This window comes from Vulcaniibacterium tengchongense, from assembly GCF_003814555.1.
Lineage (GTDB): Bacteria > Pseudomonadota > Gammaproteobacteria > Xanthomonadales > Xanthomonadaceae > Vulcaniibacterium > Vulcaniibacterium tengchongense.
This window is the reverse complement of record NZ_RKQN01000001.1, coordinates 1,203,638-1,216,508: the sequence shown is the minus strand read 5'-3', so window position 1 is coordinate 1,216,508 and position 12,871 is coordinate 1,203,638. Positions and strand designations below refer to the sequence as shown.

The window sequence follows — 12,871 nt, the reverse complement described above, 5'->3', positions numbered from 1 at the left end:
TCCGCTGCGGAGGGTAATGGCCGAAGGACCGCCCTGGCCGGCGCGCCTCGCCCGACCCGTGGGCGCGGAAGGAGCGAAGGCGTTGCGGAAGCGGCGGCGAAGCCGGGCATTATGCCGCCCCTGACCTTCGGCCTGTGCCGCGCGCGCGGCGATCGGGCACAGTCGGCGGCGGCCGGATCAAAAACGGAGTGCGGATGCCACGGGCGAGCGGATGGATGCGGGGAGCCGCGGTGGGCGCGGCGTTGCTGCTGGGCGGCGCGGGGCCGGCGGGCGCGCAGGCGGCGGGTCCGCCGCCGTCCGCAGCCGCGACGCTGCCCGAGCAACTGCGGGACTTCGACGCCTACGTCGATGACGTGCGCCGCCGCTTCGAGGTGCCCGGCATCGCGGTGGCGATCGTCAAGGACGGCGAGGTCGTGCTCGAGCGCGGCTACGGCGTGCGCGAACTCGGCAAGCCGGCGCCGGTCGGCCCGCGCACCCTGTTCGCGATCGCCTCCAACACCAAGGCCTTCACCGCCGCGGCGCTGTCGATCCTCGCCGACGAAGGCAAGCTGGGCCTGGACGACCGGGTGATCGACCATCTGCCCTGGTTCCGCATGAGCGATCCCTACGTCACCGCGGAGATGCGCGTGCGCGACCTGCTCGCGCACCGCAGCGGCCTCGGCCTGGGCGCGGGCGACCTGCTGTACTGGCCGGGCACGGACTACTCGACCGAAGAGGTGGCGCGCCGGCTCCGGCACGTGCCGCTGAGCGGCGGCTTCCGCGAGCGCTACGCCTACGACAACATCCTCTACGGCGTGGCCCAGCTGGTGATCGAGCAGGCCAGCGGCACGAGCTACGCGCGGTTCCTGCAGCGGCGCATCTTCGACCCGCTGGGCATGCGCGACACCCGCATCAACAGCGACGCGCTGCGCCCCGGCGACGAGGTCGCCACCGGCTATGCGCGCGCCGGGTTCGTCGGCGAGCTCGTCCCGGCGCCGCGCATGGCCTGGGGCAACGTGTCCGGCGCCGGCGGCATCTATTCGAACCTGCGCGACATGAGCCGCTGGTTGCGCATGCAGCTGGCCGGCGGCGTCTACCGCGGCGCGGACGGACGCGAGCGGCGCTTGTTCAGCGCCAAGCGGCAGCAGGCGATGTGGTCGGTGGTCACGCCGATCCCGGTTCCCGAGCCGGCGGTGCCGGAACTGGCGCCGGCGCGGCCCAACTTCCTCGGCTACGGCGAGGGCTGGCAGCTGTCGGACTACCGCGGCGCCAAGCTGGTCTGGCACACCGGCGGCTGGCCGGGCATGGTGTCGCGGGTGACGCTGGTGCCGGAGCGCGGGCTCGGCATCGTCGTGCTGACCAACGCCGAAGCCGGCGGCGCGTTCAACGCGGTGACGCTGCGCGCGCTCGACGCCTACCTCGGCGCACCGAAGACCGACTGGGCGGCGGCCTATGCCGCGGCGCTGGCGAAGTCGCGCGGGAAGGCCGACGAGGACTGGCGCAAGCACCTGCAGGCCCGCGACGCCGATTCCGAACCCTCGCTGCCGCTGGCGCGCTACGCCGGCACCTATCGGGACCCGTGGTACGGCGAGGTGGCGGTGGCGCACGAGGGCGACGCGCTGGTCATGCGCTTCGGCCGCACGCCCAGCCTGGTCGGCCGGCTCGAGCACTGGCAGCACGACACCTTCCTGGTGCGCTGGAACGAGCGCTGGCTCAACGCCGACGCGTTCGTGAGCTTCGCGCTCACGCCCGACGGCGCGGTCCGCGAGGCGCGAATGGAAGCGGTGTCGCCGCTGACCGACTTCAGCTTCGACTTCCACGACCTGCGCCTGACGCCGGTGGCGGAAGCCAAACCGTAGCGACTCAGCCCGCCAGCAGATGCGTGGCCACGCTCGCCGCCGTGCACCAGGCGAGCGCCCACAGCGCCGAGCGCTTCAGCCCCAGCACCAGCGCCAGGCCGACGGCGACGATGCCGAGGTCGGTCCGGTCGCGCACACCCTGGGTCCACAGCGGGTCGTACAGCGCGGCGGCGAGCAGCCCGACCACTGCGGCGTTGACGCCCGCCAGCAGCGCCGCCGCGCGCGGCAGCCGGACCAGGGCGCCCCACAGCGGCAGCGCCGCGAGCAGGAGCAGGAAGCCGGGCAGGAACAGCGCCAGCGTCGCCAGCGCCGCGCCGGCCGGCGCGGGCAGGCCGGTGGGCGTCTGCGCACCGAGGAAGGTCGCGATCGTGAACATCGGCCCCGGCATCGCCTGCGCGGCGCCGTAGCCGGCGAGGAAAGTGCCGGCGTCGAGCCAGCCCGGATCGACCAGCGACTGCTCCAGCAGCGGCAGCACCACGTGGCCGCCGCCGAACACCAGCGCGCCGGCGCGATAGAACGCCGCGGCCAGCGCCGCCGGCGTGGCCTGCGGCGCCGGCGGCACGGAGAGCGCGACGAGCAACCCGAGCAGGGCCGCGGCCAGCAGCGCGTAGGCCAGGCCATGGCCGTAGGGCACGGCGAAGCCCGCGTCCGCCGGCGCCGGCGCCCGTCGGCACAGCAGCGCGCCCAGCGCCGCGCCGAGCGCGATCGCCGCCAGTTGCGCCCAGGCGGTGCCCAGCCCCAGGACCGACCCCGCGGCTGCGGCCGCGATCGCCGCCCGGCGCAGGTCCGGCGTCATCCGCCGCGCCATCCCGGCCACGCCCTGCGCGACCACCACCACGGCGACCAGCTTGAGCCCGTGCAGCGCCGCCGCGCCGACGCCGCGCTCCAGCCGCGAGACGGAGCCGGCGAAGGCCAGCATCAGCAAGGCCGAGGGCAGGGTGAAACCGGCGAACGCCGCCAGCGCGCCGCCCCAGCCGGCGCGCAGCAGACCGATCGCGAAGCCCATCTGGCTGCTCGCCGGCCCGGGCAGGAACTGGCACACCGCCAGCAGCTGCGCGAAGCGCGCCTCGTCCAGCCAGCCGCGCCGCACGACGAACGCCTCGCGGAAATAGCCCAGGTGCGCGATCGGCCCGCCGAACGAGGTGAGGCCGAGGCGCAGGAACGCGCGGAAGACTTCGGCGGCGCCGCGCAGGTCGGGGGAGGGCGGGGCGGGTGGCGTCATCGCGCGGAGTATTGCCGAACCGCGCCGCGCCGTGCGTTCCGCGACGGAAAGGGACGACGCCCGCTCAGGCGTATTGCATGCGCCGGCTCATGCCGCCGTCGATCACGAAGTCCTGTCCGGTGACGAACCCGGATGGCGGCGAGAGCAGGTATACCGCGAGCGCGGCCACGTCCTCCGGCGCGCCGACCCGCCCGGCCGGATGCTGCGCGTGGTCGATCGGGCGCAGCTTCGGCCGCCGCCGCGCGCCGGGCTTGCGCCAGGCGTCGGTCGCGATCCAGCCCGGGCTGATGCTGTTGACCCGCACCTGCGGCCCCGCGCTGATCGCCAGTGCGTGGGTGAACGCGACCAGCGCGCCCTTGGCCGCGGCATAGGCCTCGGTGTCGGGTTCCGACTGCCGCGCGCGGGTCGAGGCGATGTTGACGATCGACGCCGCGGCGCCGCCCGCGGCCGCCGCGCGCAGCGCCGGCAGCGCGTGCTTGCAGCACAGGAACGCGCCGTCCAGGTGCGCGCCGAGCATCCGCCGCCACTGGCGCAGGGCCAGCGCATGCAGCGGTCCGGTGTGCGGATCGGCGATGCCGGCATTGTTGACCAGGCCGTCGATCCGGCCGAACCGCGCCAGCGCGGTGCCCACGAAGCGGCGCACGCTGGCCTCGCGGCCCACGTCGAGCGCGACGAAACGCAGGCGTTCGCCGGCGGCGAGCTCGCGCAGGCAGGCACGGCCCGCTTCCTCGTCGAGGTCGCCGATCAGCACCCGCGCCCCGGCGGCGAGCGCGCCGTGGACGATGCCGCGGCCGATGCCCTGGGCGCCGCCGGTGACCAGCACGACGCGATCCTGCAGCGGCGCGGACGACATGGCGAAGGCGGGCGGGACGGACGGCACGGGCGACTCTCCGGGACACGACCGCGCGACTTTGCCAGTTCCGGGGTGAAAGGGTGCCGACGAACGGGGCGGCCACCGGCCCACGCCGCAGGCGCATCAACGCCCCGGCTCGTCCCTCAAGACGGCTTTCCCGGTGCGCGGGTTGGCCAAGGTCACGTTCTCGAGCGCCTGGATTCGCCATTCGCCGGCCCGGCGCGTCAGCACGGCAAGAATCAACGTGTCGACCACGTGCGGGCCCGCCGGGTGGGCCGCGCCGACGGCCAGGCGGCTCCAGAAATGCAGGACCGCCGCATCGTCGCCGATCGGCACCCGATCGATCGGTTCGTTCTCCAGCGTGGAGTCGCTGTAGATCGTCGCGTGGATGGGCGCGTGCATCTGCACGATCGCCTCGACGCCGCGCACGTAATGCCCGAACCGGTTCACGAATGTCGCATCCGGGTGGAACAATGCGCCGAGGGATTGCATGTCGTGCCGGTTCCAGGCGTCCTGAAACGCCTGCAGCGCGTCTTCGGGTTGTTTCAATGGCGTCATGGGGCATCTCGCGGGCGGAAGAACCGGTTGCATCGAGGGGCGTCGATGGTCGCCCGGCGACGGCCATCATTCTGCGCAACTTTGCCATGGCGCCGGCGCCGCCTCCACGAAGAAGCGCCCGCGCGGCCTGCGCTGCGCAACGCTGTGTCCCGACGTGCGGCGCTGGAGTTCGCCCGGCACGACCCCATTGCGTGTCGATCCGTCGCAGAGGCCGCCGCATGGTTCCGTTCTCCGTCCTCGACCTGGCCCCGATCGCCGAAGGCAGCGATGCGGCGCAGGCGTTCGCCCGCATGCTCGACCTGGCGCGGCACGCCGAGCGCCTCGGCTACCGGCGCTACTGGCTGGCCGAGCACCACAACATGCCCGGCATCGCCAGCGCCGCGACCGCGGTGCTGATCGGCCACGTCGCCGGCGGCACCTCGCGCATCCGCGTGGGCGCGGGCGGGATCATGCTGCCGAACCATGCGCCGCTGCAGGTGGCCGAGCAGTTCGGCACCCTGGCCACGCTGTACCCGGGCCGCATCGACCTCGGCCTCGGCCGCGCGCCGGGCACCGACCACGCCACCGCGCGGGCGCTGCGCCGCTATTACGAAAGCGCCGACCATTTCCCGCAGGACGTGCTCGAGCTGCTGCACTACTTCGAGCCGGCGCAGCCCGGCCAGGCGGTGCGCGCGGTGCCGGGCGCCGGCGTCGAGGTGCCGGTGTGGCTGCTCGGTTCGAGCCTGTTCTCGGCGCGGCTGGCCGCCGAGCTGGGGCTGCCGTTCGCGTTCGCCTCGCACTTCGCCCCGGACGCGATGGACCAGGCGCTGGCGCTGTACCGGCGCGAGTTCCGGCCGTCGGCGCGGCTGGCGCAGCCGCACGCGATGCTGGCGCTGAACGTGGTCGCGGCCGAGGACGACGCGCAGGCGCGGCGCCTGTTCACCACCCAGCAGCAGGCCTTCGTCAACCTGCGCCGCGGCCGGCCCGGGCTGATGCCGCCGCCGATCGACGATATCGAGGCGTTCTGGACGCCGGAAGAGAAGCATGGCGTGGCGCGCGCGCTGGCCTGCTCGGTGGTCGGCGGCCCGGACGCGGTCGCCGCCGGCATCGCGGCCTTCGTCGAACGCCATCGCCCGGACGAGCTGATGCTCACCGCGAACATCCACGACCACGGCCTGCGGCTGCGCTCGTTCGAGCTGGCGATGCAGGCGCGCGAGCGCCTGGCGGGCTAGCCCGCCGGGCGTCGGCGAGCGTGCGGGCCGGGTTGCGGCGCGCCTGCACCAGCGAGATCCATCTCGTCGGCGCCGAGGCGGAGCTGCGCGGCGGCGACGCCGTGCTGGTGCAGCGCGCGGCGCGGCTCGACCGAAGCGCGCCGCCAATCGGACGCCGCCGGGCGCCGGTGCAGCGGAGACGCGGCCGGCGCCCGCGCCGCAGTTCAGTCCTGCAGCCGCGACGCGTATTCCGGCTCGACCTGCCGCAGCGTGCGCCAGAAGCCGCGCGGTTCGCGGCCGTGCAGCCGGTCGATCAGCAGAGCCAGATGCGTATGCCAGCCGCTGGCGACGTCGATGCGCATGTCGCGGCCGCGCAGGCGGGCGTGGACCACCGTCAGCGCGACCTGGTCGCCGCGCTCGCGCAGCTCGAAGCGCACCTCGGAGGCTTCGCCGTCCGCTTCGCCCCAGGTGTAGGCCAGCAGCGCCGGCGGTTCGCAGGCGGTGACGTGCCCGCGCATCGCGATCGGCCCGCCGTAGGGCGCGTATTTCGGCGGCGCCGGCTCGTCGTTCGCGGTGAGCGCGTCGTTGTGGAACTGCAGCTCGACCTCGCCGCCGACGCGCAGCTCCATCGGCCCGTCCGCCAGCCATTGGCGGCGAAGTTGCGGTTCGGTCAGGTAGCGCCAGACCCGCTCGATCGGGCCGGGCAGCAGTCGTTCGATCCGCAGGGTGTCGGGCGCGGTCAGGGTGGCGTAGGCATCGTTCATCGTTCGTCTCCTGGGGAAGGGAGCTCGCCACTGCGAGCGTGCGCGGACCGGCCGCGTGGGTCGGCCGCCTGGCGATCCGGCGTGCGCGGGGGCGTGGGCGGTGCGTCGGCGGCCGGCGCCGCGCACGCGCGGCGGCGCGGTCGCAGCGCGGCCGAAGCGCGGCCGAAGCGCCCCTTCGCCTCGCGCGCATGCGGCGGCGGCTCTGACGCGCCGTAGCGGCCGGCCGGCGTCATCGGCGGCTCCGCGGCGCAGGCCTGGCGCTGCGCGTCGCGCCCTTCCTCGTCGCGGCCCGCTTCGCGGCGCTGCCGCCGTCGCCGCGGTCCTCGGCGCGGAGCAGGGCGTCGAGGGCGTCGAGGCGGCGGTTCCAGAAGCGCTCGTAGTGGCGCAGCCACTCGAGGCCGGCGTGCATCGGCTGCGCGTCGAGCCGGCAGAGGTGGATGCGGCCGCGGATCTCGCGCTTCACCAGCCCCGCGCGTTCCAGCACCTTGATGTGCTTGGACGCGGCCGCCAGCGAGATGTCGAACGGCGCGGCCAGCTCGCCGACGCTGAGCTCGCGCTGCGCCAGGCGGTGGAGCATCGCGCGCCGGGTCGGGTCGGCGAGGGCGCCGAACACGGTGTCGAGGCGATCGTCATGTTCAACCATGAGGTTGATGATCCGCCCGCCCGTGGCAATTGTCAACCTTTTGGTGAAATGTCGCCCGAAGGCGCCGCGGCCGGGCCGCTCAGTCGCCCAGCAGCGCGCGCAACGCCGCCGCGGTGGCGGCGTCGGCGGGAAAGAAGGACTCGATCGCCAGTTCGGCCAGGGTGATGTCCATCGGCGTGCCGAACACCGTGGTGGTGCTGATGAACGACAGCTCGCCCGCTGGCGTGCGCAGGCGCAGCGGCACCGCCACGGTCGGCCCCGGTTCCGGCGCGTGGCCGTCGTCGCCGTCGTGCGGATAGGCGGCCAGCTCCGCGTGCAGTTCGGCCAGCGCGGCGTCGCCGGTGGCGTCGGCCTGTTGCCGCAGGCGGTGCAGCAGATGCGCGCGCCACTCGCCGAGGTTGGCGATGCGCGGCGCCGCGCCCTCGGGATGCAGGCTCAGCCGCAGCACGTTGACCGGCGGCTGCAGCAGGCGCTCGGTGACGCCCGCGAGCAGCGGCATCACCGCGCGGTTCGCCGACAGCAGGTGCCAATGGCGGTCGACCGCCAGCGCCGGGTAGGGCTCGTGCCCGGCCAGCACCGCCTCGATCGCCGCGCGCGCCTGCCGCATCGCGGGGTCGTCGAGCGGGCGCTCGCGGTACATCGGCGCCCAGCCGGCGGCGGTCAGCAGCGCGTTGCGCTCGCGCAGCGGCACCTCGAGGCGCTCGGCCAGGCGCAGCAACAGCGCCCGGCTCGGCACCGAGCGGCCGGTCTCGATGAAGCTGAGGTGGCGGGTGGACATGCCGGCCAGGTCGGCCAGGTCGAACTGGGTGAGGCGGCGGCGCCGGCGCCAATCGCGCAGCTGCTCGCCGACGGGGCGGGGCAGGTTCATGTGCGCACGATAGCCGGTCCGCGCAGGCCGGCGCATTACCTGCCGGGTCATGGACCCCGGGCCGGCGCGGCGTTGAGATGGCGCCGCACGAAACGACACCGACCCAGGAGGAGAACGCCATGAACGCCTTGGACGCCACCCGAACCCCGCCGCGGCCGCGCTGGTACGAAGCCGTGCCGTTGCGGCGGACCATTCTGCTCGATGCCCTGGCCACCGGAGCGATGGCCCTGCTGCTGGCGCTGGCCGCCGCGCCGCTGGCCGCCCGGCTGGCGCTGCCCGAGGCGGTGCTGCGCGGTTGCGGCCTCGTCCTGCTGGTCTACACGGCCGGGCTGGTCGCGCTGCTGGCCGCGCGCGAGCTGCCGCGCTGGGGCGCGCGCTGCGTGGTCGCGCTCAATCTGGCCTGGGTGGTCGCGAGCGTGGCCGCGCTGGCGGGCGGCTGGCTGGCGCCGAACGCGCTCGGCATCGCCTTCGTGATCGCGCAGGCGGCCGCGGTGCTGGCGTTCGCCGAACTGCAGTACTTCGCGCTGCGGCGGCTGCGCTGAGCGGACGCCGCGGGAGCGCCGGCCGGACCCGGGCCGGCGCTTTCCGCCCCGGGCGGCCCGCTCAGGCGCGCGGGGCGCCGGCGATCAGGGCGATGGCGACGATCGCCAGCACGATCGCGACCCGGTTCCACGGGCCGGTCCGCTCGCCGAACGCGAACACGCCGACCAGCGTGCCGAGCGCCACCACGCCGATGTTCATCGCCGCGAACACCACCGACGGATGCCCCGGCAGCGCCTGGTGCGCGCGCACGTAGAAGACGATGTTGCCGAAGTTGAGCGCGCCCAGCAGCAGCCCGGCGGCGAAGTTGCGCGCCTCCAGGCGGGCGCTCCCGCGCAGCCGCCGCAGCAGTTGCCAGGCGAGCATGCCGGCGAAGGCGAGGGCGAAGGCGACCTGCAGCGCGGCCACCGACGAGGTGCCGGCCTGCGCCAGCCGCTTGAACAGCACGTCGACCAGGGCGAAGCCGGCCCAGACGGCCAGCAGCAGCGGCCAGCCGCCGCGCGCCTGCGCCTCGTCGCCGCGCGGGCGCACGGCGATGCCGGCCACGGCCGCCAGGCCGAGGGCGAGTCCGGCCAGGCGCTGGCCGTCGGCGCGCTCGCCGAACAGCGCGAACGCGGCCAGCAGCGACAGCAGCAGCGACAACCGCTGGGCGACGTCGGTGCGGACGATGCCGGCGCGGCGCACGCAGGTACCGAGCACCAGGAACAGCGCCGGCAGCACCAGCGCCAGCGCCAGCAGCTCCGGCCAGGGCGCCCGCGGGCTGCGCAGGCCGTCGAGGGAAGGCCGCAGCAGCAGGGCGCACAGTGCGCCCGCGGCGAGATAGTTCCAGGTCACCAGCTGCGGCAGGTCGAGCCGCCAGCGCGGCGCCAGCTTCAGCAACGCCGCCACCGCGACGCTGCAGATCGCGCTGAACAGGATCAGGTGCATCGGGCGAGGCGTGGAACGGCCGGCGCCTCAGCGCGGACGGGACGGCTTGCGCGCGCCGCCCGGCGGGCGGCGCGTGCCGGGACGGCGTTCGTCGCCGCCGCGCCCGGCGTGCCGGCCGTGCGGGCGCTGGCCGTGCTCGCCGGCGCGGCTGATCCGCAGCGGCTGGCCCGCCACGCGCACGCGCTTGAGGTGCTCCATGACCTCGCGCGGCATGCCTTCGGGCAGGTCGATCAGGCTGTGGTCGTCGCGGATGTCGATGCGGCCGATGTAGCGGCTCTCCAGTTCGGCCTCGTTGGCGATCGCGCCGACGATGTTGCCGGGCTTGACGCCGTGCACGTGGCCGACCTCGATGCGGAAGGTCTCCATCCCGACCTCGGGCGCGCGCGACTCGCGCGGCGGGCGCGGTTCGCGCGTGCGCGCCTCGCGCTCGCGCGCCGCGGGCGCCTCGTCGTCGAACATCGCCTCGGCAGCGTTCAGCGCCTGCCCGTGCCCGCCGTCCCTGCGCGGGTGGGGCGGCCGCGCCGCGGTGTCGTCGGAAGCCGGCGGCATCGGGCCGCCGGCGTCGCGGGAGCGCCGGTCGCCCGGGCGTTCGTGGCGCTGCTCGCCGCGGCGCGGTTCGCGCGGGAAATCGCGGCGCTCGCCGCGGCCGCCGTCGGGCGGCGCGCGTTCGAAGCCGGGCGCGCGCTGCGGCCGCAGCTTCTCCGCGGTCGCGTCCAGCAGCAGCGGCATGTCGCCTTGGACCAGCTTGGCCAGGGCGGCGGCGATCTCCGCGGCGGGCACGTCGCGCTCGCGCTCGTAGCGTTCGATCAGGCCGCGGAACTGGCCCAGGTCCTCGCTCTCCAGCGCGCTGTCGATCCGCGCGAGGAAGCGGTTCACGCGCTGCTCGTTCACGCTCTCGATGCTGGGCAGCGCCATCGGTTCGATCGGCTGGCGCGTGGCGCGCTCGATCGCGCGCAGCATGCCGCGCTCGCGCGGCGTCACGAACAGGATCGCCTCGCCCTTGCGCCCGGCGCGGCCGGTGCGGCCGATCCGGTGCACGTAGCTCTCGGTGTCGTAGGGGATGTCGTAGTTCAGCACGTGGCTGATGCGCTCCACGTCCAGGCCGCGCGCGGCCACGTCGGTGGCGACCAGCACGTCGATCTTGCCGTCCTTGAGCTGCTGGATGGTCTTCTCGCGCTGCGCCTGGACCACGTCGCCGTTGATCGCGGCGGCGGCGATGCCGCGCGCGGCCAGCTTCTCGGCCAGTTCCTCGGTCGCCTGCTTGGTGCGGGCGAACACGATCATCGCCTCGAACGGCTCCGCCTCCAGGATCCGGGTCAGCGCATCGAGCTTGTGCACGCCGCTGACCGCCCAGTAGCGCTGGCGGATGTTGGCGGCGGTGGTGGTCTTGGCCTTGATCGCGACCTCGACCGGCTCCTTCAGGTAGGTCTGGGCGATGCGCTTGATCGGCGCCGGCATCGTCGCCGAGAACAGCGCCACCTGGCGCGTCTCCGGGGTCTTCTTCAACACCGTCTCGACGTCGTCGATGAAGCCCATGCGCAGCATCTCGTCGGCCTCGTCCAGCACCAGGCAGCGCAGCCGCGACAGGTCCAGCGAGCCGCGCTCGAGATGGTCGATCACCCGCCCCGGCGTGCCGACCACCACCTGCACGCCGCGCTTGAGCGCCTGCAGCTGCGGGTAGTAGCTCTGGCCGCCGTAGATCGGCAGCACGTGGAAGCCGGGGAGGTGATGGGCGTACTTCTGGAACGCTTCGGCGACCTGGATCGCCAGCTCGCGCGTCGGCGCCAGCACCAGCGCCTGCGGCTCGGCCTGCTGCGGGTCGATGCGCGCCAGGACCGGCAGCGCGAACGCGGCGGTCTTGCCGGTGCCGGTCTGGGCCTGGCCGAGCACGTCGCGGCCTTGCAGCAGCGGCGGGATGGTCGCGGCCTGGATCGGCGACGGCGATTCGTAGCCGACTTCGGCCAGCGCCCGCAGCAGCGCTTCGGGCAGGGCCAGGTCGGCGAACTTGGGCGAGGTCGCGTCGGCAGAGGGCGTTTCGGCGCTCATGGGACTGGGGTTTCGGCAGCGCCGGCCTGCGCCGGTCGGGACCGCACAGTGTAACCGTTGGCGGTGATGGCGCCGTGGATCGCGTTCGCCCGCGCGCCGTTGTGCGCGTTGCGGCGGTTCGGCGCGCGCATGCGGCGGCGCGATGCGGGTTCGCGCACAATCGCGTCTCGCGTCTCGCGCGGCGCCGCGCGACCCCGCCGCCGTTTTTCCGCCGTGCCTTCCGCCGTGAACGATCCCGAACTCGACCTGGCCCATGCCATCGCCGAATCCGAGCCGCTGGCCGCGGCGCCCAGGCTCGGCTCGCGCCATCGCCGCGCCACCCGCGCGGTGTTCCTGGTCGCCGGCCTGGCCATGGGCGCGTGGGCGCCGCTGGTGCCGTACGCCAAGGCGCGCGCCGGCATCGACGAGGCCACGCTGGGCCTGCTGCTGCTGTCGCTGGGCTTCGGATCGCTGCTGGCGATGCCGGTGACCGGCGGCATCGCCGCGCGTGCGGGTTGCCGCCGCGTGATCCTCGCCTCCGGCGCGGCGCTGTGCCTGGTCCTGCCGTGGCTGGCCTGGCTGTCGAGCCTGCCGGGCCTGGCGTTGGCGCTGTTCGGCCTGGGCGCGGCGATCGGCACCTTCGACGTGGCGATCAACCTGCAGGCGGTGGCGGTGGAGAAGGACCGCGGCCGCGCGCTGATGTCGGGCTTCCACGGCTATTTCAGCATCGGCGGCATCGTCGGCGCGGGCGCGGTGTCGGCGCTGCTGTGGCTGGGGACGACGCCGCTGGCGGCGACGCTCGCGGTCGCCGTGGCGCTGGCCGCGCTGCTGCTGTACGCCGCTTCCGGCCTGCTGCGCGAGGGCGACCGCGAGAGCCACGGCGGGCTGCTGCCGGCGCTGCCGCGCGGCGCGGTGGCGGTGATCGGCGCCTTGTGCTTCGTCGTGTTCCTGGCCGAAGGCGCGATGCTGGACTGGAGCGCGCTGTTGCTGCGCGACGAGCGCGGCGTACCGGCCGCGCTGGCCGGGGTCGGCTACGCGGCGTTCGCGGCCGCGATGAGTCTGGGCCGGATGACCGGCGACCGCGTGGTGCAGCGGCTCGGCCCGTCCCGCGTGTTCCTCGGCGGCGCGCTGTGCGCCGCGATCGGCTTCGCCCTGGCCGCCGGCGTGGACGCCGCGCCCGTCGCGCTGTTCGGCTTCGCCCTGGTCGGGCTGGGCGCCTCGAACCTGGTGCCGATCCTGTTCACCGCCGCGGGCCGCCAACGCGCGATGCCGGCCAGCGCCGCGGTGTCGGCGATCAGCACGCTCGGCTATGCCGGCCTGCTGGTCGGCCCGGCGCTGATCGGTTTCGTCGCGCATCGGATCGGCCTGCTGTGGGCGTTCGCGCTGCTCGCGGCAGGCCTGGCGGCGGTGGCGGCGAACGCGCGCACCGTGCGCGCCTGAGGC

12 protein-coding genes are annotated in these 12,871 nt (G+C 74.7%); 4 read left to right on the top strand and 8 right to left on the bottom strand.

From position 1 onward, the window contains the following. Positions 1-215: 215 nt before the first annotated feature. On the top strand, positions 216-1,838 hold the full coding sequence (locus tag EDC50_RS05480) for a serine hydrolase (RefSeq protein WP_123769413.1): 1,623 nt from the start codon (positions 216-218) through the stop codon (positions 1,836-1,838). 4 nt (positions 1,839-1,842) lie between these two features. Here the strand turns inward: EDC50_RS05480 and EDC50_RS05475 are convergent, their stop codons facing one another. The 3 genes from EDC50_RS05475 to EDC50_RS05465 all read right to left on the bottom strand — a co-directional run bounded on the left by EDC50_RS05475 (position 1,843) and on the right by EDC50_RS05465 (position 4,471). Beyond that, positions 1,843-3,060: a chromate transporter gene (locus EDC50_RS05475; RefSeq protein WP_123769412.1), complete on the bottom strand. Its 1,218-nt coding sequence runs from the start codon at positions 3,058-3,060 to the stop codon at positions 1,843-1,845. A 64-nt stretch (positions 3,061-3,124) separates the two neighbouring features. After that, positions 3,125-3,940 carry an SDR family oxidoreductase gene (locus tag EDC50_RS05470; protein WP_425477880.1) on the bottom strand — a complete coding sequence of 272 codons (816 nt, stop codon included), beginning with the start codon at positions 3,938-3,940 and terminating at the stop codon, positions 3,125-3,127. Between the two features lie 96 nt (positions 3,941-4,036). Then, positions 4,037-4,471 (bottom strand): YybH family protein, encoded by a 435-nt coding sequence (locus tag EDC50_RS05465; protein WP_123769411.1) that lies wholly within the window; start codon positions 4,469-4,471, stop codon positions 4,037-4,039. 218 nt (positions 4,472-4,689) lie between these two features. On the opposite strand from EDC50_RS05465, the gene EDC50_RS05460 reads away from it, so the two are divergent. Continuing rightward, on the top strand, positions 4,690-5,682 hold the full coding sequence (locus tag EDC50_RS05460; RefSeq protein WP_123769410.1) for an LLM class flavin-dependent oxidoreductase: 993 nt from the start codon (positions 4,690-4,692) through the stop codon (positions 5,680-5,682). 203 nt (positions 5,683-5,885) lie between these two features. Here EDC50_RS05460 and EDC50_RS05455 read toward each other — a convergent pair whose 3' ends face one another. The 3 genes from EDC50_RS05455 to EDC50_RS05445 all read right to left on the bottom strand — a co-directional run bounded on the left by EDC50_RS05455 (position 5,886) and on the right by EDC50_RS05445 (position 7,936). Next, positions 5,886-6,425, bottom strand: coding sequence for an SRPBCC family protein (locus EDC50_RS05455; RefSeq protein ID WP_123769409.1), 540 nt, complete (start codon positions 6,423-6,425; stop codon positions 5,886-5,888). A 229-nt stretch (positions 6,426-6,654) separates the two neighbouring features. Beyond that, a complete protein-coding gene (locus EDC50_RS05450) occupies positions 6,655-7,068 on the bottom strand; it encodes an ArsR/SmtB family transcription factor (RefSeq protein ID WP_123769408.1) in 414 nt (137 codons plus the stop codon). 79 nt (positions 7,069-7,147) lie between these two features. Then, positions 7,148-7,936: a helix-turn-helix domain-containing protein gene (locus tag EDC50_RS05445; protein WP_199742145.1), complete on the bottom strand. Its 789-nt coding sequence runs from the start codon at positions 7,934-7,936 to the stop codon at positions 7,148-7,150. A 119-nt stretch (positions 7,937-8,055) separates the two neighbouring features. Here EDC50_RS05445 and EDC50_RS05440 point away from each other — a divergent pair, with 119 nt between their 5' ends. Continuing rightward, complete coding sequence (locus EDC50_RS05440; RefSeq protein ID WP_123769407.1) at positions 8,056-8,478, top strand: hypothetical protein; 423 nt, start codon at positions 8,056-8,058, stop codon at positions 8,476-8,478. Positions 8,479-8,539: 61 nt separating this feature from the next. On the opposite strand, the gene EDC50_RS05435 is transcribed toward EDC50_RS05440, so the two are convergent. Then, entirely contained in the window at positions 8,540-9,403 is an 864-nt protein-coding gene (locus EDC50_RS05435; RefSeq protein ID WP_123769406.1) for an EamA family transporter, read from the bottom strand. 27 nt (positions 9,404-9,430) lie between these two features. Continuing rightward, positions 9,431-11,449, bottom strand: a complete 2,019-nt coding sequence (locus tag EDC50_RS05430) for a DEAD/DEAH box helicase (protein WP_123769405.1) — start codon at positions 11,447-11,449, stop codon at positions 9,431-9,433. Between the two features lie 276 nt (positions 11,450-11,725). Between EDC50_RS05430 and EDC50_RS05425 the strand changes: the two genes are divergently transcribed. Then, positions 11,726-12,868, top strand: a complete 1,143-nt coding sequence (locus tag EDC50_RS05425) for an MFS transporter (protein ID WP_242003106.1) — start codon at positions 11,726-11,728, stop codon at positions 12,866-12,868. Positions 12,869-12,871 lie beyond the last annotated feature (3 nt).